Below are 21741 nucleotides of genomic sequence, written 5' to 3'. Positions count from 1 at the left end.
TGATCTCAGCGCGTCTGAAGAGCTTATTAAGCAACCAATTATTTACGGACTATTCGGCGTACTCGTTGTACCCCACAAAACCTCGTTCATTGTCATCAGAAAAGATCGCTTTGTATTCGAGAATATCCCCCTCATAAATCTCCCGACCGTTCTTGTCCCTCAAGCCAGTGTATTGCATTAAATCGTAAGTTCCACTTCCGTCCGGCATACTTCCGCAACCATTCTGCAAGTTGCAGTAATAAACAGACCCGTCACATGTAAAACCAATGCTATCGTGTGAGTTTTCTCCACATACATGCATCTTATTTAAGTCTTTATCCCACACTCGAAACTTCAGCTCTCGCATTCTCCCGCTCCTTTCACAAAGCCACTCGTAACATTTATACAGTTTTTATGCATATTATAGTGTATAAGATTGATCATCTCACTTACTCCCCCTACTTGAGTCGGTTTGCATCAGTTCTTTCTTATGTGTTAAACGGATTGGAATCATTTACAGATTGATACAAAACGGCACAAACACTAACATAAAAAAGTTTCTAGGTTTTAAGAAAGGACCATATATGATTATTAAAACTGTAAACTTAGGAACAGTCGATTATTATGGGAAAACGTATAATGTGGTTAGAGAAATATATGACAATAATGTTTGGAAACTCGTGTTTTTCAACGAAACCGAGCGAATTATTATGTTGGTTCATTAATCATAAATAGTTGCTGATATATACCGACCCTTTTTATTTACAAAATGGCCTGTTTTGCGAAATCTTATATTAGCTAAGTCGGAAGTAATATTTATCCATTTTTGTATTTATGCTATGATTAGGAAAAAATAGGTATCAATCAGGGGGATACATGAAAATTTTAGCTATTATTTTAATGCTCATTTTTTCCTTAGTAGCCTGCGAAAGTACATTCACTTCAACAAGCAATGGTATGGCACCCTTTTTACAGGATGGAGAAAAATTCGTTGTAGATAAGAATTACTACCAAGATCATCCCGTTACACGCGGTGATGTAATTTTATTTAAGGTTGAAGATACTAAAAAATATGTCAAGCGAGTAATCAGCCTCCCCGGTGAAACCATTGAGTATAAAAATGATATCCTGTACATAAACAACAATCCGATTGATGAACCTTATTTAGCTGAATACAAGCTAGAAGCAAAGCAAGATAAAACACTTCAAATTACAGGAGACTTTGGCCCATACACAATTCCTCAAGGAGAAGTGTTTGTGCTAGGTGATAATCGCCGAAATAGCCTAGATAGTCGATTCTTAGGTTCTATAAAGATGGAACACATCATCGGTAAGGTTGTTAGGAAAATTTCTAGTAACCAGTGAGCCCAGTAAAGCTTACTGGTTTTTTCTGTGCACCTATTCCTCTTTTTGTTTCATCCATCGCCTTGCTTTTCGCAAAACCGCAGATTGGCGAACCTGCCAGCACACTCAACACCGGCAGACAACCGTCTATACAATCACTTTCCGTCCACGCTTTTTCCACTGCTTCAACTCACTCCACTAGGTACGCTCATACCGATAGACCATACCATAACCCGATCTAGCATTGTTATCTCTAACCAATGCCATACTTTCATTCTGGACCACATGGGCCACATCGATCATTTCTCGGAACCATCCACTAACGGAAGCACTCGTATCTTTGCATCAGCTCGACTCTTTCCGGCTATTGATCAGCGCGCGTCGAGCTTGCTTAATCTTGCCTAGCATTTCCTCTGTTTCTTCTTCCAGCTTTTCGAGCATATGTTGTGAGGTCATGCAGTTTCCTCCTTGCTATTCAATTTTCAAAGCTTGTCCTTGAGAAAAAGCCCGGGAATTAGTTACCCGGTAACAGACTTGGCAATCTCTTGCTCAGCTCTTTCTTTTTCTTCCGCGGCTTTAACGCGCTCTGGGATGCCTGAATTTGCAAGATAATCAAAGTACCTCCCAAATGTTTCCTCAGGCGGCGAGTTAAAAATAACACGCGTTCCGGAAACAATCATGGTGTGAACTGGTTGCATATCCATATCCCCCCCCTCCCTGTAACAGGATATGGTGTAGGACAATGAGGACTGCCCTATGATTTTTTGCTATCTCTTCTTTCTTTCACAATCGCATACAGTATCGAATTTGAGTGAAATAAAAGTAAGTTTTACGCAGTTCATTGAGTACACTGCATTAAACACAGGAAAGAAAATGCAGCATGTACATAACATTAAATACAAAAGTTACGATGACATGTATGACTACTGGTTACTTACAAGAAGCGGAATCAGAAACTTTAATAAGAAAAATCCACCTTCTCTCTACCTTTAGGAGTGATTATTTATGAGAGTCTCCCTGTACATTCGTGTATCTACAGATGAACAAGCGAAAGAAGGTTTCTCGATACCTGCCCAGAAGGAACGGCTGACCCAATATGTTCAATCGCAGGACTGGGACATATTTGACTACTACATCGAAGAAGGTGTATCAGCAAAGGATACAAACCGCCCAGAGCTGCAACGCATGATGCACGATATCAGCAGCAGAAAAGTTGACATCGTACTCGTATACCGCCTGGATCGCCTCACCCGTTCTGTATTGGATTTGTATCAGCTTCTGCAAGACTTCGAGAAGTACGATGTAAAGTTCAAATCCGCAACCGAGGTATACGATACGACCAGTGCTATCGGACGCCTGTTCCTGACCCTTGTAGCCGCGTTGGCACAATGGGAAAGGGAGAATCTAGCGGAACGTGTTCGCTTCGGTATGGAGCAAATGGTGCGCCAAGCGAAGCGTCCTGGTGCCCCCCCTCCATTCGGTTTTGAACTTGTTGATCAAAAACTTGTCGTAAATGAAAAAGAAGCTATTGTTGTACGTTATATATATGACCGATACCTACAAGGTGCTGGCATGGTCTCCATCGCCGTAGAATGCAACCAACTGGGCTACCGTACTAAGAAAGGTAACGAGTTCAAACGCACCGCGATTTTTGATATCCTCAACAACCCTGCTTATTACGGCTCTCTGCGTTGGAACTACAAAGAATATGGAAATGGAACCAAGATCAACGCCCCTGAGGATTGGATTCTACTCGAAGGTGTATATCCAACCATCATCGAGAAAGAAACGTTCGAACAGGCACAACTGATCATGCAGCGTAAGCGCCCTATGCATCCCCGACAAGTGACGTCTACATATGTTTTCTCCGGCCTTCTCCGTTGCGCTCGATGTGGGAGCAGCATGGTAGGTCACACCATCAGCAAAAAAAGTGGATATGTGATTCGGCAATATCTATGCCAGAACGTCAAGCTCAAAAAATGCGACTGTCCGGCGCTGACTGATTACTTTGTCGAGGAAGCATTCACAGAAAAGTTGGATGAGATGTCCGACTCTTATTCAACAGTTGCCCAGTCTACACGAAAGACACCGCAAAAAAAAGAACGCTTGGAACATGAGCTTCTGGAAGCTGAATTGCAGAAGATGAATGATCGGCGTAAGCGACTTCAAATTGCTTTCTCAGAAGGACTGATTGAACTGGAGGAATTGCGTGAAAGGATCGGGGAGCTACGAGAGAAAGAAACGAGCATTAAGCAAAAACTTGAATCGTACAACGTACAGGAAAAAGCGTTGTCTAAAGAAGATTTAATTGAGATCATCATGAACACAAGACGTGTATGGCCGTATGCCAGCCCGGAGGAGAAGAAGCACATGGCATACTTGTTGGTGAAACGAATGGTCGTGGACCTTCCTGACGAGCAGCGAAAAAATCGCAAGAACAAGAAGGTAGAGATTATTGAACTCGCCTTCAACTGACTCCACTTATTTTTTATAAAATTATTGACTCAAATTATTTATTTATGATATTATTTTATTTTTGCCAATAATCATCTTCTATGTTATTCTTAAATTAGATACGATATGGGAGGTGGATTTGTTGTTTCAGGTTGGTAATAAAGTTGTGTACCCGATGCATGGTGCCGGCATAATCGAAGCGATAGAAGAAAAAGAAATCCTAGGAGAAAAAGAGAATTACTATGTCATACACATGTCGATTGGCAATATGCAGTTGCTTGTGCCTGTAGGCAAGGTATCCGCTCTCGGAATCCGTCTGGTGGTCGACCGACAAACAATGGAACATGTACTTGATACGTTTTATCATGGTCAATCTGACACCTCACTGCCCTGGAGCCAGCGCTACCGCTTAAACATGGATAAGATACGTACAGGATCTACGTGTGACGGTGCTGAAGTTGTTCGTGATTTAATGCGAAGAAAACAAGAAAAGGCACTGAATTCAAGTGAAAAGAAAATGCTTGATAGCGCAAAACAAATTTTAATCAGTGAGCTTGTGCTTGTTAACGGGGTAACAGAAACCGAGGCCGAGCACTTGTTAGACGATAAACCAGAATAACGAAGTACAATCCAAATAGCCTATAGGCTATTTTTTTATAAACAAGCAAAAAAACCACTAACATATAATGTCAGTGGTTTCTGTATCTGCTTTTACAATAAAAGTTCGATCTTATAACTTTGTAACGTTTGCAGCTTGGTCGCCACGATTGCCTTGAACGATGTCAAAGCTTACGCGTTGACCTTCTTCAAGGGACTTGAAACCTTCTCCAGTGATCGCTGAGAAATGAACGAATACATCATCTCCGCCTTCACGCTCGATGAAACCGAAACCTTTGTCTGCATTAAACCATTTTACTGTACCTGTGTTCATGAGAAAACCTCCAAAATTTATAATATAATATGCTTCTTATATTTATCATAAAAATAAAAATTCACATATTATCACGGACCACATATACACTGAGAAACATAGTCCCTGATAACACGTGAATTATTCTATGTTTATAGTAAGTATTTTCTATATGTAGTATAACACACTTTGTTCCAGAATAGCAGGTGAGAATAAATTTATTTTCAGGAGTGCCTATGTTATGGAGTGGAGGACCGCCGCGTGCTGTATCTCCAATTGGCGAGGTCGAGAAAGTTCTTCGCTTCGCCGTCTCACAAATCCCGCCACATAAAATTATGATGGGCATGAACTTGTATGGCTATGACTGGACGCTTCCCTATCAGCCAGGCCGCTGGGCACGCAGCGTAAGCCCACAGCAGGCGCTAGAAATCGCACTTGCGAATAACGCGGCTATTTCCTATGACCAAAAAGATCAAGCGCCCTACTTCCACTATTATGATAAAAACGGTGCAGAGCACGTTGTCTGGTTTGAGGATGCACGCAGCGTCCGTGCCCGCTATTTACTTGGGGCACGCCTTGGCTTGCGCGGATTTAGCTACTGGGTCCTTGGCAACGAATTTCCCCAGAACTGGCTTGTACTGCAAGATATGTTTACCGTCAAAAAATTATAGTCCTCCCCAAAAAAGCAGCGGATTTCAGAGCATCTGCCCAAAATCTGCTGCTTTCTTTCCCTTATCCTGAAACGTTTTTCTCTTCCTTTGGCGAATGTGAAGCAGTAAGGCGCGTAAGCCATGGTGTATACGATAACGAATACACCGCAAGTCCACTCCAAATAAACGAGAAACTAATCAAATGCACAGTCGTAAACGGTTCATGAAACAAAAACACGCCCAGCGCAAGTGTAATTGTCGGAGAAATATACTGCACAAATCCCATCGTAGACAGTGACACAGTTTTCGACCCTTGAGCAAACCAGAGCAGCGGGAGCGCTGTCACCACGCCGCCTCCGATCAAAAGCAGCGTCTCAAACAGCGAAGCCTGCCCCAATACTCCGTCTCCCCTTACTTCGGTTAACCAAATGTATCCGAGTGCGACCGGCGTAACCGCCAATGTCTCCAGCGCTAAACCAACCGTAGAATCAAGCGATGCAAGCAGCTTTTTGGCTAGTCCGTACAGACCGAACGAAAAAGTGAGGGCGAGCGCAACCCACGGGATTTTACCATACTGTACAGCGAGAATCGTTACACCGCAGGCGGCCAACAGCAGTGCCACTTGCTGCCAAATATTCATTCGCTCTTTTAAGACAAGCATTCCCAGTAATACACTAAACAACGGATTGATATAATACCCGAGACTTGTTTCAACAATATGATCATGATTGATGGCCCATATATAAATAAACCAGTTGCCACTAATCAGCACACCGCACAAAAGCATCACAAACAGTGTCTTCCCACTTGTTAGCGCCTGCCTCAATGCAGTGCCCCGCTTTAAGATAAAAAGTAGTATAAGCGTAAACAAAAACGACCAGATAATCCGGTGTGCTAGAATCTGACCGGGTGGAACGCTTTTTAGCAGCTTCCAGTACAAGGGGAGAAGCCCCCATGCAACATATGCTGCGGCTGCATATGCGATCCCAGTTCGGACAGAATGTGTACTTTTTTTCTCTCCTACTGTATTCATGTTTATTTCCCCCTTTGTTTTGTCCGACTTTCTGACGATATGTATAATGTACGTACATATCCAACCATTTCAGCGAAAAGAGGTGATCATATGGATATTGCTGCATTGTCTACTCAGCTATCGTCAGCTTCTCTGTCCAATCAGGTCGGTATATCAGTTCTGAAAAAAGCGATGGACATACAAACTGCCCAAAGTACAGAGATGATTCAGCTTATGGAGCAAAGCGTTACGCCTCATATCGGTCAAAATCTTGATCTAAAGATTTAACTACCAGAAATAAAAAAACGAGTGGGAGCACGAATGCCCACCCGTTTTTTTTATGAACGCGGCTTACCTTGTTCCATCGCAGCAGCTATACCGTCCGGCTCTGCTTCCGGATTATACACCACAAATGCATTCGGCAGCGGTTTCTCTCCGTGTATACCAGATGGTGTCGTAATCAGTTTACCTTTATAGTACATACCTGATGAAGAACCACCGTCTAGATTTACAGCATTCACCGCACCACGTGCAAGCAGCTCTTCCTGCACATCACGCAAAGTAGCACCAAAACTATGAATTGCACGACCGTCAATCACAAGAAACATTACGGTTCCATCGGCTTTCTGGGCAATTGCCGTACGCGGCCCTACTCCCCATCCTCCATCATTCTCGGTGATCATCCGTTTGCCATTCACAATTAAACGCGGCAAGAAGCTAACTGCTTCCCGCACACCAAGCTTATTCATCTCTTCCACTGTGTAACGACCGCTAATTAGCACACCGCTATTAGTAAAACCAACGATATCGTTCGTTGGCTGGTTCGTACCTTCAACTAGCTTCCCTTCACTCATCACGATGCCTAGTGGCTCCATAATATAATCGATGTTCTCATACTCCGGTCCACTCATGCTCGCTTGTTTATCCGCTAAGAAGAACCCCCCGCCATTAATCGCAGCGAGCGAGTTGTGGCGTACCGCCATGTTGCTTAGCTTCTCACCACCTGGGTTGTTGCTTGCCACTACATGAATGTAGCGGGGATCTTTGACGTACATAATCTTACCGACGTAGTTTTCCCCTTTAATATCTTCTACGCGTACAAGCTGCGATGGTACAAGCTCCGAGCTTGGAGGCGTCGCTACTTTCACAAGGCTCATGTCCTGTTTGGCAAGGTGGTTTTCTTCTGCCTGACGCATGAAACTCGCTTTGATTTTTTCTACCCCGCTTTGTCCAACAAGAAGCCAGGTATATTTTGTTTGCTTCGATGTATAGACCGCTTCTGCTACGATCCCGCGTACACGTGTCCCTTGCTCGGTAAAATAAAACCATCCAAGCGCACACATCAGTAGTACAACAAAGCCATATGTGGCAAATACCATGAAACGAATCCAACGCTTCGCAAGAGCTCTCTGCCAGAGATTCACAGGTGAGAACGAACGCTCCCTGCGTACACGTTCCAATTGTTTCGAATTAGGATATAACACCAGACGTCTTCCTCTCCCATTAGTCTTCTTTACTTTCCGAGCAAAATCTGTCATCCTTTATCTTATCGCATTTATCAAGAAAAACAAGAACGTTTTATTTAACTACCAGCACATTTTTTCTGATCTTTAAGAGGTGAAATATACAAATGGACTCATTACTTTCGTTTGATAGATGGCTTTTTCACTGGTTGAACACCAAACTATATAGTCCTGCTCTCGACCCATTTATGATACTCGCTACTCGCATTAGTGACAAAGGAATTTTCTGGTTCCTCGTCGCCTTTGTCCTGCTTTTGCAGCACAAAAGACTCGGCCTTCGTCCAGGTGTGACCTTGCTTGTCGGGATCGGGATCGGTGGCGTGCTCGAAAATATTTTTAAACCGCTTATTTCAAGACCTCGTCCACCGCTTGTGGAGGATACAGTTCGCCAGCTTGTTGAGCTGCCAGTCTCTCATTCCTTCCCATCCGGTCATGCGGTCTCTTCTTTTGTTTCGATGTACGTTCTATACCGGCTATTCCCGCGCACAATCTGGTGGGCGCTGCCATGTGCACTTGTCATGTCATATTCACGCATCTATGTAGGCGTTCATTATCCGCTTGATGTACTAGCAGGAGCGGTGATCGGCATTATGGCCGGCATGATAACCATGCGCCTGCCGATTCGTAGACTAGCCTACCGGATTGCACCGCATATCCCGATTGTTCGGCGCTTCATTGTAATCCCAGCTCCCGACAATATCCCGCCTGTACCTCTTCGACAAGCTCAATCGGTACAGGGGGAAGAAAAGAAAAGCACGAATTAAAAGATTTCCACATAAGAAGGCTATCCTAAAAGCCAGAACATGGCGGACAGGATAGCCTGTTTTTCTTGATGGAGAGTTTCACCAAAGTGTGGTGGTGGAGGATCGGGATCGGGCGAGGCCTCGTCACTTCGGTACGCTCGCTAAGGAGTAGAGGCTGTCCGCTCCAGGTGCCAGACGAACTCGCCCACAAAAGGTACCTACGATGTATGTACATGGAAATATTGTGGGCAAAAGCCCGTTCGCCTGGCCCCTTCCGCTAGGAAGTCACGTACAGGCGTTCCGTTCCCTCGCCCGATCCCGCTCCTAGCACTCTTTGGCTAAACACCATCAAACAATATCAAGAAGCTATCTTTCGAGAAGTCAGTAGTGATCAAGCCAATCCGTTCTGGCATGGCATATTTTTTTGTAAACCGAAACGTTGTGCGGGGAGTGGGAGAAGGGAGGAACAAGAGAGCGCCTGTACGCGCCTACTCAGCGAAGGGAGAACGACGAACGGGCCTTTGCCCGCAATCCTTCTATAGAATCAACATCGTAGGCTTTTCTTTGCGGGCACGTTCGTCGAGCTCTCGGAGCGGACAGTCATCACTTCCCTGCAAGCGTACCAAAGCAAACGGCTCCTCCCTTCTCCCACTCCCTCCCCCACACTTTCGATTTCACAAAACAAGGCTGCCCCACTCGCCATGTTCTGACTTCGGGACAGCCTCATTTTTTGTGTGAAGGCTATTGTTCAAGATGCTGTCTAGCAGGAGACGGAAAGCTAAATCCTTCTCCCTGTACTTCTTTCGCCTCGAACGCCAAAATAAAGGCACGCTCGTCTATCTCACCGACAATGCGGCGCAGCCGATCCATTTCGTACAGCTGAACGACGACAAGCAGCACTTCTCCTTCTCGACGTGAATAGCCTCCCATCGAGTGCAGCATCGTTACACCACGCACTAAATGCTTGTGAATCTGCGCGGTAATCTCATCCGGTTTGCTAGAAATAATAATGACACTGCGCTGCTTCTGGGAGCCGGACAAAATGAGATCGACGACCCGAGCGGTAACGTACACCGCTACAATTGTAAGCATCGCTTTCTCTACCGTCACAACGAGCGCCGAAGCGGCAATAATCGTAAAATCAATCCCAAACAAAAACTTCCCGAGATCAATGTTGCGGAACTTGTGCTGCAACACGCGTGCAATAATATCGCCACCGCCTAATGTACCACCCACACGGAACACAAACCCCATCCCAATTCCGGCAATAATGCCGCCATATAGCGGAGCAAGGATGACGTTTTCAAGCGGAGGAACTTTCCAGGAAGCTGTCACATCGATCAGAACCGATACCGCGAGCATCCCATAAGCGCTGCGCAACAAAAATCCTTTACCAAGTATGATATATCCGAGAATAAAGATTGGAATATTTAACAGGATAATAAACAATCCGACCGGGGTATTGAATTTGTAGTGCAATAGAAGCGAAATCCCGGTGACGCCCCCTTGCGCAAGCTTATTGCTAACAAAAAATAAATTTACAGCAATCGAATACAAAAATCCACCAATTGTAATAAATACAAATGGGCGCAAACGCTGCCAGGTCATATATGTAGATCCCTCCGTGATATGGTTTTGCTTCCACTTATCTTAGACAACTTTGCAAAAAAAAGAAAGGCTCCTTGTTATTTTCAGAAGAGCCTTTCTTTTTTACACTAGTGGTGCAAATTATAATACTCGGTAATCGCTGCTACCATCGCTTCTGCAACACGCTGCTGGAAATCTGGGTCCAGCATTTGCTTGTTATCAGATGTATTAGTCAAAAATCCGATTTCGATCAACGTTGACGGCATTTTTGTGTTTTTTGTTACGTAGTAGTTAGCTGTCTTTACACCCCGATCCGTAAAGCCAGTCGCTGCAATTAGGTGGCGATGTACGATGGAGGCAAGCTCTTTACTACGAGCCGATGTATAATACGTCTCTGTACCATGAGCACTCGCCGGGCCAGAATTCGCATGAATCGCCATAAATAAATCCGCATTTACGCTATTCGCCAGGTTAACTCGATCGTCAAGCGTTGGGTATGTATCGCCTTCCCGTGTCATAATCACTTTGAAATTTTTATTCTGCTCAAGCAGCGGCTTCATCCGCTTCGCAACAGCTAGAACAAGCGATTTCTCCGCATTATTCGCCGTTCCAATTGCACCAGTGTCTTTTCCACCGTGTCCCGCATCTAAAACAATGGTGAATGTACCCTTATTTGTTGTCGGCGGAGTCGGCTTTGGTGTTGGTGTTGGTGTCGGTACTGGTGTTGGCACTATAGGAGCGATAACGTTATCCGTAATACGTACATTCGTTGCTCCGTCCGCTGCCGATACCTCGTATCCAAAATGCTTCGTCATCTCAACTACGACACGCACTCGATCTGGAGCTGTGCTGTACTGGCTAAAGCGCACCGCCTTCACCTTGCCGCTCACCGCTGGAGCAGGCATCGATGTATCTATACGCGCGTGGTTAAAATCAATAACGATCCGATCCGGGCTATCTAGATAGAAGTGACTGAATGTCATCTTCCCTTCTGTTTCTACCCGTACCCCATTATCTGTCACAGAAAATCCGGTAATGCGCTGCAGCTTGTCCAATGTGCCTGCCGTTCCTGCTTCGTTCCAGCTTGCCTTCGCTCCGATTACTTGTGCAAGAAACTCTGGGGTAAGCGCATACTGTCCATCAATCAAGCGCCATCCGTTCGTATTTGAGGCATCAGCCTGTGCAATGGTGTACTTCTCTGTTCCTTGTTCGAGAACCACTTTCCCGTTCCCGGTACTTACGGTATACCCAAGCGGCTTGGCCATTTCATTAATGGATACGAAACGACCGTACGGCAGCTGGTATACAGGTGCTGTCAAAGTACGACCATTAATAGCAAGCGACTGCTTACTGTTAACGATAACGGTGCTTGATGCCTGGTCCCAACCGACTGTCGCTCCCAGCCATTCGCCAATTTGGCGCAACGGTATCATGGTCCGGTTGTTAATTACAAGCGGCGCCTGATCCAGTATCACTTTCGTACCATTGATATACGCCGTGCGAAAACCTGGATTCATCGTAATGATCTTGCCTTTACGGTCATTAACGGTAACCGTATGGCTCGACTCATCCCATGTAACATCTGCTCCGTACGCTTGTCCCGCAAAATACAATGGCACAAATGTACGTTCTTCAACAAACTGTGGTGGTACGTCTGGTGTTACAACGCTTCCGTTGACAACCAGCGTCATTGGCACCTCAGCTTTTACTGCTCCCGGCATGATCAGGCCAATGACCATAATCAATGCCAGAAACAGCCAATTATGTTTTTTCATCTGTCTATCTCGCTCCCTTGTTTGTCTATGTTGCTTCCGACTTCTTCTTCCAATGGAACGACAAGCTGAACATTATACTTAGACGCACAAGTTCGAGAATAGTTTTCCGACATTAGAACTATTTTTCTAGATTGGTGTTTTGGAGGAAAAAAGTTGGGGGCAAGGGCTGTAGAAAATGCGCTAGAGGGATGGAGATACCCAACGTGTAGTGGAGGAGCGGCGAAGGAAGGCGCTTTGTCACTTGGTTACGCTCTGCGGAGAAGCGGGGACTGTCCGCTCTAGGGTTCAGGCATACTCGCCCATAAAGGACAAGATGTTTGTGCGCAGAAGAGTCATGGGCAAAGGCCCGTATGCCTGCTCCCTTCCGCTGGGTAGCGCGTAAAAGCGTTCCACAGCATCTTCCTTCTCCGCTCCTGCCGACAGTTGGGCAGTCCGCGCTCAAGCACAAGTTTTGTACAGCTTCGCCCAACAAGTTTTTCTATATTTTTGAATTCCAAAAAAAGAGCTGCCCCACTAACATACGGGGCAACTCCTTGGAGCATGATACTTTTTACTTGCCGACCTCTTCTGCAAGCTTCTCCATTTCATCGAGCAGACGAGCGAATACTTTTAGTCCTTCGACGACTGGCTCAGGGGATGCCATGTCGACCCCTGCTTTGCGTAGGAGCTCGATTGGATAGTCGGAGCCGCCGCTTGACAAGAAGTTCAAGTAGCGTTTTACCGCAGGTTCGCCTTCGCTGAGGATTTGCTGGGATAGGGCTGTAGCTGCGGAGAATCCGGTCGCATACTGATAGACGTAAAATTCGTTATAGAAATGCGGAATGCGGGCCCATTCCATTTTAATGTCTTCGTCGATCACCATGTCTGGACCATAGTAGTCTTTGTTCAGATCATAGTACATGCTGCACAGTGTCTCTGCCGTAAGGGGCTGGCCTGCTTCCACTTTCTCATGTGTCAGCTTCTCGAATTCCGCAAACATCGTCTGGCGATACACAGTGCCGCGGAACTGTTCGAGGTAATAATTGAGCAGGTACATTTTTTGACGTGGGTCCTTCGTATTTTTAAGCATGTAATCCATAAGGAGCGATTCATTTAGCGTGGAAGCTACTTCCGCCACGAAAATTTTGTACTGTGCGTCTAGGTATGGCTGTGTTTTGTCACTGTAATAGCTGTGCATCGCATGGCCCATCTCATGTGCCAGTGTGAACAAGTTATTCACGTTATCATGGTAGTTCATCAGTACATATGGATGAGTGCCATATGCCCCCCAGGAATACGCGCCGCTTGTTTTTCCTTCGTTCTCGTATACGTCAACCCAGCCAGATGTGAATGCTTCATCGAGCACATGCCCATACTCACTACCAAGCGGCTTAAGCCCTTCTTTGACAAGACGGATCGCCTCTGCGTACGGAATGTCCATTTTCACTTCACCGACCATCGGTACATACAAATCATACATATGCAACTCATCGACACTGAGCAGTTTTTTACGAAGTGACACATATCGGTGCATCGCTGGCAAGTTATCGCGCACAGCCTGAATCAGATTCGTGTACACATCAGTTGAGATGTTATCATCATCAAGCGCTGCCGCCAGTGCCGATGGATATTTACGAATGCGGGCGTAAAATGCGTCTTTTTTGACGCTTGCATTCAGGGTAGCCGCAATCGTATTTTTCTGCTTACCATACGTATCATACACCGCCTTGAAAGCTTCCTGGCGCACGCGGCGATCCTGGCTTTCCATCAATTGAATGTAGCGGCCATGCGTAATTTGCACATCGTTCCCATGCTCATCCTTAATCGTTGGAAAGGCCATATCCGCATTATTGATCATCCCAAAAATCGTCTGCGGTGCCTGCGCCAGCTCACCTGCCTGGGCGATGATTTTTTCTTCAATCTCACTTAGGACATGCGCTTTCTGACGCTTGATTTCTTTTAAGTAGAACGTATGCGATGCAAGTGCAGGATCTGCAATGTAGCTTTCGAGTTTTTCTTCCGGCATCGCCAGGATCTCGGGAACAAGGAACGATGTCGCACTGGACACGCTAACGTTTAACGAACCAGCACGATCTGTCATGCCTTGATATTTCGTATTCGTATTATCTTCATCCCGGCGCATGCGGGCATATACATATACTCGCTCCATCGCAAGGCCGAGCTTCGCGTATGTTTTCATGCAATCCGCCAATATAGCAGGTGATTGAGCAAGTTTGCCTTTGTAGTGACCGATCTCCTCAATATGCTGCTGCACCTGCTTGTATTCGTCTTCCCATGCCGCATCTGATGAAAACATATCTTCAAGCTTCCATTTATTTTCCTGCTTGACTTCTGACCGTTTTGGGAGTGTTTTTTGAGTCGTTTCAGCCATTTATGAGCGCGGCACAAGGCCGCTCCCTCCTTCCACTTCCTGTAGTTTGGATACTCTTTTATTGTACACATTCCTGTGTCAAGTTCCAAATGCTGCGCGTATTGGATCATACATGCAGAAGCTGTCCTAAAAAACCGAACATGGCGAGCGAGACGGTCTTCTTTGTAGAATCGACAACGTTTGGTGAGAGGGAGTGGGAGAAGGGAGGAGCCGTTCGTTTCGGTACGCTTGCAGGGAAGTGGAAACTGTCCGCTCCGGGAGCCCGGCGAACGTGCCCGCAAAGAACTGCCTACGATGCTCGTTCACCGAAGAATTGCGGGCAAAATCTCGCTCGCCGTTCTCCCTCCGCTGCGTAGGCACGTACAGGCGCTCGTGCTCCTCCCTTCTCCCACTCCCCGCACAACGTTTCGGTTTACAGAAAGACTCTCGTCGCCAGAATGATTTGCTCGGGACGTGACTGGCTTTGCGCAAGCCATCTTTTTTATTTTTTATCTGCATAGCAACGCTCAGCCTCTTGATATTGCTTGATGATGTTTACCCAAAGTGTGCTAGGAGCGGGATCGGGCGGGGCAACGGAACGCCTGTACGCGATCCCTAGCGGAAGGGAGCAGGTGAACGGGCTTTTGCCCACAATCCTTCGATGCGAATACATCGTGGGCTCTCTTTTGTGGGCGAGTTCATCTGGTACCTGGAGCGGACAGTCCAAACTTCTTCGCAAGCGTACCGAAGTGACGAGGCCCCGCCCGATCCCGGCTCCTCCACTACACTTTGGCGAAACCACACCAAAAAGAAGAGGCTGCCTCCTTCGCTATGCTACAGCGTTCGAGACAGCCTCTCGTAACTACGAGGCGTAATCTTCCGTGATGCCCTCATGATCAGCATCATCGCTATACGTTTCACAGGCAATCTCGCGACAATCGAGACACTCTGCTCGATTTCTTTCCCAAGATGCCAACTCTTTTCCACAAGAAATGCATTCGTCTTTGTAGCCCATCATTCATTCCTCCTTAAAATTCAACTCATGGACAACAAAAAGGCCAGTTATATCAGGAGCATATATCATGCTACGATATAACTGGCCGGTCTCGCTTCGTTCTCCCGGCTGGCATACCCGGGTCAGTCGATTCCTCAGTTAGCTGTGATGAGTTACAACGTTGTTAATCAATAGTCTCGTACATGTTGGAGATGAAAGAGCGATCTTTCATGGAACAGTACGTGTTTATACGTTTATACTATAGCACCACTGTTAAATTGTCAATCTATTTTTAATTATTTTTCACTTTTCCCTTTCATTCTTTTCTTCCCTTCCCGGCATAGGTCCAGCAGTGGACATACCTGGCACTGGGGATTTTGCGCCTTGCAATGATAGCGTCCGAAAAAGATCATCCGATGGTGTGTCAGGCTCCATTCATCCTGCGGCACCCGCTTCATAAGCGTCTCCTCCACTTGAATGGGCGTATCCTTCCAGCGCGCGATGCCCAGACGCTTTGAGACACGCTCCACGTGTGTATCGACCGCGATTGCCGGAACCCCGAATGCGGTTGATACGACGACATTCGCCGTCTTGCGCCCGACACCCGGCAGACGAACGAGATCCGCATGCGTCTTGGGGATTTCTCCATCGTATTCATCCAACAGCAAGCGAGCGAGCTTCTGAATGTTTTTCGCTTTATTGCGGTATAAGCCAATGCTTCGAATATCCTGCTCTAGCTCTTCAAGCGGAACGTTCAAATAATCTTGTGGCTTTTTGTATTTCGCAAACAGATGCGGGGTTACTTTGTTTACAAGCGCATCCGTACATTGAGCAGATAAAAGCACAGCAATCGTCAGTTCGAACGGATTAGAATGAGTTAATTCACAATGCGCATCCGGAAACATCTCGGCAAATGTATCGAGAATCCGGCGTATTTGAGCGTTTGTTAGCATATGTTGTCACCTTTTTACGTCAAAATAGTCAGTATTAGTAGCGTATCAGTTGCAAAACAACGCGTCAATCGCTAGACTTAAAGACGGATTATTTGAATGGAAAGGGTTTGAATACGGTGGCTAAAAAACATATCATCTATAAAGAAGATAACTGGAACATGATTACAGCTGAGACGGAAGGTTCTAAAATTACCGTACGTGAAATTTCGACGGAGTGGGGCGAAGACACATTTGTGTTTGTTGGCCGCCACGAAATGATGGCGTGGGCAGAGAAACACTTCACTGCCGACAACTATCCGGCACATGAAGAAATCCTGGCTCGCTTTGCTGAATTATAAAAAAGAAGAAAGAGGCTGTCCTAAAAGTCAGAACATGGCGAACAGGACAGCCTCTTTCCTTGATGAAGTTTTTCTCCAAAGTGTGGTAGAGGAGCCGGGATCGGGTGGGACCTCGTCACTTCGGTACGCTTACAGAGAAGTCGGGACTGTCCGCTCCAGGTACCAGCCGAACTCGCCCACAAAAGATTTCTACGATGTATTTGCATCGAAGTATTGTGGGCAAAAGCCCGTTCGTCCGGCCCCTTCCGCTGGGGAATCACGTACAGGCGTTCCGTTGCCCCACCCGATCCCGCTCCTAACATACCTTGGTAAACATCATCAAGCAAAATCAAGAGGCTGAGCGTTGCTATGCAGGTAAAAAATAAAGAAGATGGCTTGCGCAAAGCCAGCCGCGTACCGAGCAAATCATTTTGGCGATGAGAGTCTTTTTGTAAACCGAAACGTTGTCGATTCTACAAAAAGAGGCTACCTCAATCGCCATATTACAGCTTTTGAGACAGCCTTCCCTCTGTTTACTTTACAACCCGGTCTTTCAGGGAACGACGCAAAATTTTGCCTGTTGTATTCTTCGGAAGCTCTTCTATGAAAATAATATCCTTAGGAACTTTATAGCGGGCCAGGTCGTGGCTGCAATGTTCGTACAGCTCGTTCTCTGTCAACGATTCATCCTTGCGTACTACATACGCCTGCACCCGTTCTCCAAAATTCTCATCAGGCACCCCAATTACCGCTGCTTCCACAACGAGCGGATGCATATACAAGACTTCCTCCACTTCACGAGGATACACATTATAACCGCCAACGAGAATCATATCTTTTTTGCGATCCACAATGAATACATAGCCATCCTCATCCATATATGCCATATCACCCGTGTAGAGCCAACCATCACGCAGAGCGACCGCCGTATCTTCTGGCAAATTCAGATATCCGACCATCACATTCGGTCCCCTAACGATCAACTCTCCGACTTCTCCCCGTTCTAGCTCCCTTCCTTCTGCATCAACCACTTTATTTGTAACGCCCGGAATATCTACACCAACGGAACCCGGTTTTCGCACACCTTCCACGGGATTGAATGCGGTAACCGGAGCCGCTTCGGACAACCCATACCCTTCCGATATTACCTTATCAAACCGCTTTTCAAACTCATGAAGCAGCGCAACCGGCATCGCGGCACCGCCAGACACACAAATACGAAGTGATGCCAGTGCAGACGGAGATAGATCCTGCTGCTGCATGATAAAATTGTACATCGCTGGCACCCCTGCAAAGATAGTAGCCTGTCGCTCTTCGATGAGCTCAATTAGCTGCTTCGGACCAAAACGCGGCAAAATGAGTATCTTTGCGCCATTGGCAATCGGTGCATTCAAACAAACCGTCATGCAAAAAACATGAAACATCGGCAGCACTGCCACAAACGTATCTTTCGTATAAACACCTAAGTATTGCGAAATCGCATCCGCATTCGATGCCATATTGCGATGCGTAAGAATGGCTCCCTTCGGAGTTCCGGTCGTACCAGACGTATACAAAATCACCGCTCGATCCTCTCCGTCGATAACCGGAGCCTTCCATCTCGAATTTGTATACGCTATCATTTTGTGAAACGGTACCGTCCACGGTGCTGATGTTTCTTCTACACCCGCCAATACAACCGTCTGTAATTCAGGAAGCTGCGGACGCATTGTTTCAAAGGCCGGTAGAAGTACAGACATAGCAATTGCCATCCGCGCACCACTGTTGTGTAGAATAAACTGCAATTCGTGTGCCGTATACGAGGGATTAATCGGAACAACCGCCGCACCGGACAGCAAAATTCCATAATAGGCAATCACAAATTCTGGCGAATTACTGAGTAAAAGTGCTACGTGGTCTCCCGATCCGATGCCTGCTGTCGCCAGATAGGAAGCCGTATGATGGACTTGTTCATACAGCTCTTCATACGTCGTTTCAACGCCATTATACACATATGCAACTCGTCCTGGATAATCAGTCGTACTGCGCACAAGATTGTCTATTAACGTCACGGTGCATCCCTCCTCTTTATTTTGAGTCCTCTCTTTTCCTTTATCAAAAAAGCGGGAGGGCGAGATACCTACTCACCCGCCCAATTTGCTTACTTTACTCCTGTTGTATACTGCTCTGCTTTCACAATACGAGCCGCAATACTACGTTTCAGTGCAATCGTATTTACTTGTGGCGCACGCAGTAATTTTTTGAGGATCGAAAGCTGAGTGCGTAATGGATCTCCTTCGCTTACCGCAAGCAATGTTTCTTTTGCCCATACTTCGAGATTGCCCCACACATCGCGGAAGTACGCCTGTGTCATCTCAACTTGCATGCGGGCAGCCGCTTCTCCCTGGTTTGCAGCTGTCTTTTTCGCACGAAGCAAAGCCGATTCCATCGCATAAATCGTTATGATCATATCAGACAGATTGCTCAGTATCTCCTGTTCATTCTCCAGTTTCTGCATATATTTTTGTACAGCAGCGCCTCCTACCATGAGGAAGATTTTCTTAGCAGATGCAAGCATGTTCGTTTCCGCCTCGAGCAGCCCGAACGTCTCGTTCATGTCAAGCGGCGGCATATAGCCAACCAGTTCCTTCTGCAGCTCTTGCAGCTTCTGCATCAGTGGCAGGCGCCCCTGCATCGCACGTTTTAACAAGGTACCTGGAATCAGCAAGCGATTGATCTCATTCGTCCCCTCAAAAATACGATTAATCCGGGAATCACGATAAATCTGTTCAATCTTGTATTCTGAAATATAACCGTAGCCACCGTGCATCTGCACCCCTTCATCTGCTACAAAATCGAGTACTTCCGAGGCGAACACTTTGACAATCGAATGTTCGATTACATGCTCTTCGATTGCTTTTGCCGCTTCTGCCGCCGCATACGTCTCCAAATTCAGATGTTCAGCAGCTCCATCCAGATACCCTCCAGTACGGTACGTTAAGCTTTCGCTTACATACGTACGAATCGCCATATTCGCTACTTTATTACGCATGAGTGGAAAATTGATAATCGGCGTGTTGAACTGCTTGCGCTCTTTCGCATATTTTACCGCTAGCTCAATCGCCCATTTTGATGTGCCAACTGCACCAACGCCCAGCTTATATCGTCCCACATTCAAAATATTGAACGCAATCTGATGTCCCTTGCCAATCTCGCCGAGAACATTCTCGATCGGAACCGCTACATCTTCGAGAATAAGCGGTCGAGTGGATGAGCCTTTGATTCCCATTTTCTTCTCTTCTGGGCCCGTGCTCACTCCCGAAAATTCTTTTTCTACGATAAAGGCGGTAAATTTCTCACCATCCACCTTTGCATACACGACAAATACATCCGCAAAACCTGCATTCGTAATATACTGCTTCGTACCATTCAATATATAGTGAGTGCCTTCCTGATTTAGGACAGCTGTCGTCTTGGCACCGAGTGCATCCGATCCAGACGATGGCTCCGTTAAGCAGTAGGCTGCTATCTTTTCACCTGTTGTCAGGGTCGGTAAATAGGCAGCCTTTTGCTCCGGTGTACCAAAAAATACGATCGGCAACGTACCGATGCCAACGTGCGCGCCGTGACTTAAAGCAAACGCTGCACCCCGTACCATATTTTCTCCGATCAGACTGGAGCTGATCTTATCAAGCGCTGCCCCCCCATACGCTTCCGGGACGTCCGCTCCAAGTAGACCAAGCCCGCCTGCCTGCCGAAGTAACTTTACTGTCAGGTCATAGTTAAGCTTTTCGATTTCCTCCGCATGGGGTTCTACTTCTCCCTCAATAAAATCCCGCGTCATGCGAGCAATCATTTTCTGCTCGTCACTTACATCTTCCGGTGTAAACACAGACTGAAAATCTACTTCTTCGAGAATAAACTGGCCGCCTTTTGGAACTATTTGTTGTGCGCTCATCCTAATCCCCCTTATCGTAATCGTAACGTTACTTCACAAATTCAAACACACCTGCTGCCCCCTGACCGCCGCCAATGCACATGGATACGACACCATAACGTGCACTGCGCCTTGCAGCTTCATGCAGCAACGTAACCGTCAGCTTCGCCCCTGAGCAGCCAAGCGGATGTCCGAGCGCGATTGCACCGCCGTTTACATTTACCTTATCCGGGTCAATGCCGAGATGACGAACGACGTATGCGGCCTGGGAAGCAAATGCTTCATTGATTTCGAACAGATCGACCTCGGCCTGAGTAATGCCGGCAAGTCGCAGTGCTTTTGGAATGGCGACTACAGGTCCAATTCCCATTACATCCGGGTCGACTCCGCCAACAACGAACGAGCGGAAAATCGCCAGGGGCACAAGACCAAGCTCCTCTGCCTTTTCTCGCGACATGACGATAACTGCCGCCGCACCATCGCTCGTCTGAGAGGCGTTGCCCGCTGTAACACTTCCCCCGACACGGAATGGTGATTTCAGACGAGAAAGCCCTTCGATCGTCGTGTCAGGGCGCACCCCTTCATCTGTATCAAATACTTTTTCTTCGATATGGAGCTTGCCTTTATTATCCAAATATTTTTCTTTAATCGTCAGCGGAACGATTTCGTCTTTGAATTTGCCTGCTGCGATAGCTGCCGCTGCTTTTCGATGACTTTCAAACGCAAAACGGTCCTGCTCCTCCCGGGTGACTTCAAAACGTGACGCGACATTTTCGGCAGTATGCCCCATTGCGATATATACGTCTGGATACAAGTCCACAATGTCTGGATGTGGAGATGGCTTATACCCAACCATCGGCACGTGACTCATGCTTTCGACGCCACCAGCGATAACAACGTCGGCAAATCCGCACATAATTTTCTCAGCTGCAATCGCAATCGACTGCAATCCAGATGAACAGAAGCGATTAATCGTAAAACCTGGCACTGTAGTCGGCAAGCCAGCGTACACCGAGATAATACGTGCCATATTAAGCCCTTGCTCTCCCTCTGGCATCGCACAGCCAATAATGACATCATCAATCATCTCCGGCATAAGGCCCGGAACTCGCTTGATTACTTCTTTTATCACTGCTGCACCCATATCTTCCGGACGTGTATTGCGCAGCGCACCTTTAGGCGCCTTCCCTACAGCTGTACGCGCAGCCGCTACTAATACTGCTTCTCTCATAAC

Annotated in this window: 20 protein-coding genes and 1 pseudogene; 7 read left to right on the top strand and 14 right to left on the bottom strand. The window is 46.6% G+C overall.

What is annotated here, in order from left to right; translation table 11 throughout:
• Positions 1-49: 49 nt before the first annotated feature.
• A complete protein-coding gene (locus PO771_RS08135) occupies positions 50-346 on the bottom strand; it encodes a YopX family protein (protein ID WP_272562764.1) in 297 nt (98 codons plus the stop codon).
• Positions 347-855: 509 nt separating this feature from the next.
• Between PO771_RS08135 and lepB the strand changes: the two genes are divergently transcribed.
• Positions 856-1344, top strand: coding sequence for a signal peptidase I (lepB, locus tag PO771_RS08130; RefSeq protein ID WP_272562763.1), 489 nt, complete (start codon positions 856-858; stop codon positions 1342-1344).
• On the opposite strand, the gene PO771_RS08125 is transcribed toward lepB, so the two are convergent.
• Positions 1331-1504: a hypothetical protein gene (locus PO771_RS08125; RefSeq protein WP_272562762.1), complete on the bottom strand. Its 174-nt coding sequence runs from the start codon at positions 1502-1504 to the stop codon at positions 1331-1333. The genes lepB and PO771_RS08125 overlap by 14 nt on opposite strands.
• A 337-nt stretch (positions 1505-1841) precedes the next feature.
• The gene (locus PO771_RS08120; RefSeq protein ID WP_272562761.1) at positions 1842-2027 is read right to left on the bottom strand and encodes a hypothetical protein; all 186 of its coding nucleotides are present in this window, start codon (positions 2025-2027) and stop codon (positions 1842-1844) included.
• 301 nt (positions 2028-2328) lie between these two features.
• On the opposite strand from PO771_RS08120, the gene PO771_RS08115 reads away from it, so the two are divergent.
• Positions 2329-3798, top strand: a complete 1470-nt coding sequence (locus tag PO771_RS08115; protein WP_272562760.1) for a recombinase family protein — start codon at positions 2329-2331, stop codon at positions 3796-3798.
• A gap of 103 nt (positions 3799-3901) precedes the next feature.
• On the top strand, positions 3902-4396 hold the full coding sequence (locus PO771_RS08110; RefSeq protein ID WP_272563127.1) for a CarD family transcriptional regulator: 495 nt from the start codon (positions 3902-3904) through the stop codon (positions 4394-4396).
• A gap of 111 nt (positions 4397-4507) precedes the next feature.
• Here the strand turns inward: PO771_RS08110 and PO771_RS08105 are convergent, their stop codons facing one another.
• The gene (locus tag PO771_RS08105; protein WP_096465689.1) at positions 4508-4708 is read right to left on the bottom strand and encodes a cold-shock protein; all 201 of its coding nucleotides are present in this window, start codon (positions 4706-4708) and stop codon (positions 4508-4510) included.
• Positions 4709-4929: 221 nt separating this feature from the next.
• Between PO771_RS08105 and PO771_RS08100 the strand changes: the two are divergent.
• A pseudogene (locus PO771_RS08100) lies at positions 4930-5358 on the top strand (glycosyl hydrolase family 18 protein); the annotation flags it as partial.
• A 61-nt stretch (positions 5359-5419) separates the two neighbouring features.
• On the opposite strand, the gene rarD reads toward PO771_RS08100, so the two are convergent.
• Positions 5420-6370, bottom strand: coding sequence for an EamA family transporter RarD (gene rarD / locus PO771_RS08095; protein WP_272562759.1), 951 nt, complete (start codon positions 6368-6370; stop codon positions 5420-5422).
• Between the two features lie 90 nt (positions 6371-6460).
• Here rarD and PO771_RS08090 point away from each other — a divergent pair, with 90 nt between their 5' ends.
• On the top strand, positions 6461-6637 hold the full coding sequence (locus PO771_RS08090) for a YjfB family protein (RefSeq protein ID WP_272562758.1): 177 nt from the start codon (positions 6461-6463) through the stop codon (positions 6635-6637).
• Positions 6638-6687: 50 nt separating this feature from the next.
• On the opposite strand, the gene PO771_RS08085 is transcribed toward PO771_RS08090, so the two are convergent.
• Positions 6688-7833: a phosphodiester glycosidase family protein gene (locus PO771_RS08085; RefSeq protein ID WP_272562757.1), complete on the bottom strand. Its 1146-nt coding sequence runs from the start codon at positions 7831-7833 to the stop codon at positions 6688-6690.
• A 146-nt stretch (positions 7834-7979) separates the two neighbouring features.
• On the opposite strand from PO771_RS08085, the gene PO771_RS08080 reads away from it, so the two are divergent.
• Positions 7980-8636 (top strand): phosphatase PAP2 family protein, encoded by a 657-nt coding sequence (locus PO771_RS08080; RefSeq protein ID WP_272562756.1) that lies wholly within the window; start codon positions 7980-7982, stop codon positions 8634-8636.
• A gap of 720 nt (positions 8637-9356) precedes the next feature.
• Here the strand turns inward: PO771_RS08080 and PO771_RS08075 are convergent.
• From PO771_RS08075 to nth, 5 genes are all read right to left on the bottom strand, one after another.
• The gene (locus PO771_RS08075; protein ID WP_272562755.1) at positions 9357-10223 is read right to left on the bottom strand and encodes a YitT family protein; all 867 of its coding nucleotides are present in this window, start codon (positions 10221-10223) and stop codon (positions 9357-9359) included.
• 107 nt (positions 10224-10330) lie between these two features.
• Positions 10331-11977, bottom strand: a complete 1647-nt coding sequence (locus PO771_RS08070; protein WP_272562754.1) for an N-acetylmuramoyl-L-alanine amidase — start codon at positions 11975-11977, stop codon at positions 10331-10333.
• 550 nt (positions 11978-12527) lie between these two features.
• Positions 12528-14348, bottom strand: a complete 1821-nt coding sequence (gene pepF / locus PO771_RS08065) for an oligoendopeptidase F (RefSeq protein WP_272562753.1) — start codon at positions 14346-14348, stop codon at positions 12528-12530.
• Between the two features lie 841 nt (positions 14349-15189).
• Positions 15190-15345, bottom strand: coding sequence for a hypothetical protein (locus PO771_RS08060; protein WP_272562752.1), 156 nt, complete (start codon positions 15343-15345; stop codon positions 15190-15192).
• A gap of 272 nt (positions 15346-15617) precedes the next feature.
• Entirely contained in the window at positions 15618-16274 is a 657-nt protein-coding gene (gene nth, locus PO771_RS08055; protein WP_272562751.1) for an endonuclease III, read from the bottom strand.
• Between the two features lie 116 nt (positions 16275-16390).
• Here nth and PO771_RS08050 point away from each other — a divergent pair, with 116 nt between their 5' ends.
• The gene (locus PO771_RS08050; protein ID WP_272562750.1) at positions 16391-16612 is read left to right on the top strand and encodes a hypothetical protein; all 222 of its coding nucleotides are present in this window, start codon (positions 16391-16393) and stop codon (positions 16610-16612) included.
• A 512-nt stretch (positions 16613-17124) separates the two neighbouring features.
• On the opposite strand, the gene PO771_RS08045 is transcribed toward PO771_RS08050, so the two are convergent.
• The 3 genes from PO771_RS08045 to PO771_RS08035 form a co-directional block, all read right to left on the bottom strand.
• On the bottom strand, positions 17125-18642 hold the full coding sequence (locus tag PO771_RS08045; protein WP_272562749.1) for a long-chain-fatty-acid--CoA ligase: 1518 nt from the start codon (positions 18640-18642) through the stop codon (positions 17125-17127).
• A gap of 89 nt (positions 18643-18731) precedes the next feature.
• Positions 18732-20528, bottom strand: a complete 1797-nt coding sequence (locus PO771_RS08040; protein ID WP_272562748.1) for an acyl-CoA dehydrogenase FadE — start codon at positions 20526-20528, stop codon at positions 18732-18734.
• 28 nt (positions 20529-20556) lie between these two features.
• The gene (locus PO771_RS08035; protein WP_272562747.1) at positions 20557-21738 is read right to left on the bottom strand and encodes an acetyl-CoA C-acyltransferase; all 1182 of its coding nucleotides are present in this window, start codon (positions 21736-21738) and stop codon (positions 20557-20559) included.
• Positions 21739-21741: the final 3 nt, after the last annotated feature.

The organism is Aneurinibacillus uraniidurans, assembly GCF_028471905.1.
Lineage (GTDB): Bacteria > Bacillota > Bacilli > Aneurinibacillales > Aneurinibacillaceae > Aneurinibacillus > Aneurinibacillus uraniidurans.
Note: the sequence above shows the minus strand (reverse complement) of the source record. Positions and strands in the feature narration are given on the sequence as shown.

Bases quoted from the DNA above. Each gene is read 5' to 3' on its own strand.
- PO771_RS08135 (WP_272562764.1), bottom strand. From the start codon at position 346: ATGCGAGAGCTGAAGTTTCGAGTGTGGGATAAAGACTTAAATAAGATG.
- lepB (WP_272562763.1), top strand. From the start codon at position 856: ATGAAAATTTTAGCTATTATTTTAATGCTCATTTTTTCCTTAGTAGCC.
- PO771_RS08120 (WP_272562761.1), bottom strand. From the start codon at position 2,027: ATGGATATGCAACCAGTTCACACCATGATTGTTTCCGGAACGCGTGTT.
- PO771_RS08115 (WP_272562760.1), top strand. From the start codon at position 2,329: ATGAGAGTCTCCCTGTACATTCGTGTATCTACAGATGAACAAGCGAAA.
- PO771_RS08105 (WP_096465689.1), bottom strand. From the start codon at position 4,708: ATGAACACAGGTACAGTAAAATGGTTTAATGCAGACAAAGGTTTCGGT.
- rarD (WP_272562759.1), bottom strand. From the start codon at position 6,370: ATGAATACAGTAGGAGAGAAAAAAAGTACACATTCTGTCCGAACTGGG.
- PO771_RS08090 (WP_272562758.1), top strand. From the start codon at position 6,461: ATGGATATTGCTGCATTGTCTACTCAGCTATCGTCAGCTTCTCTGTCC.
- PO771_RS08080 (WP_272562756.1), top strand. From the start codon at position 7,980: ATGGACTCATTACTTTCGTTTGATAGATGGCTTTTTCACTGGTTGAAC.
- PO771_RS08075 (WP_272562755.1), bottom strand. From the start codon at position 10,223: ATGACCTGGCAGCGTTTGCGCCCATTTGTATTTATTACAATTGGTGGA.
- PO771_RS08070 (WP_272562754.1), bottom strand. From the start codon at position 11,977: ATGAAAAAACATAATTGGCTGTTTCTGGCATTGATTATGGTCATTGGC.
- pepF (WP_272562753.1), bottom strand. From the start codon at position 14,348: ATGGCTGAAACGACTCAAAAAACACTCCCAAAACGGTCAGAAGTCAAG.
- PO771_RS08060 (WP_272562752.1), bottom strand. From the start codon at position 15,345: ATGATGGGCTACAAAGACGAATGCATTTCTTGTGGAAAAGAGTTGGCA.
- nth (WP_272562751.1), bottom strand. From the start codon at position 16,274: ATGCTAACAAACGCTCAAATACGCCGGATTCTCGATACATTTGCCGAG.
- PO771_RS08040 (WP_272562748.1), bottom strand. From the start codon at position 20,528: ATGAGCGCACAACAAATAGTTCCAAAAGGCGGCCAGTTTATTCTCGAA.
- PO771_RS08035 (WP_272562747.1), bottom strand. From the start codon at position 21,738: ATGAGAGAAGCAGTATTAGTAGCGGCTGCGCGTACAGCTGTAGGGAAG.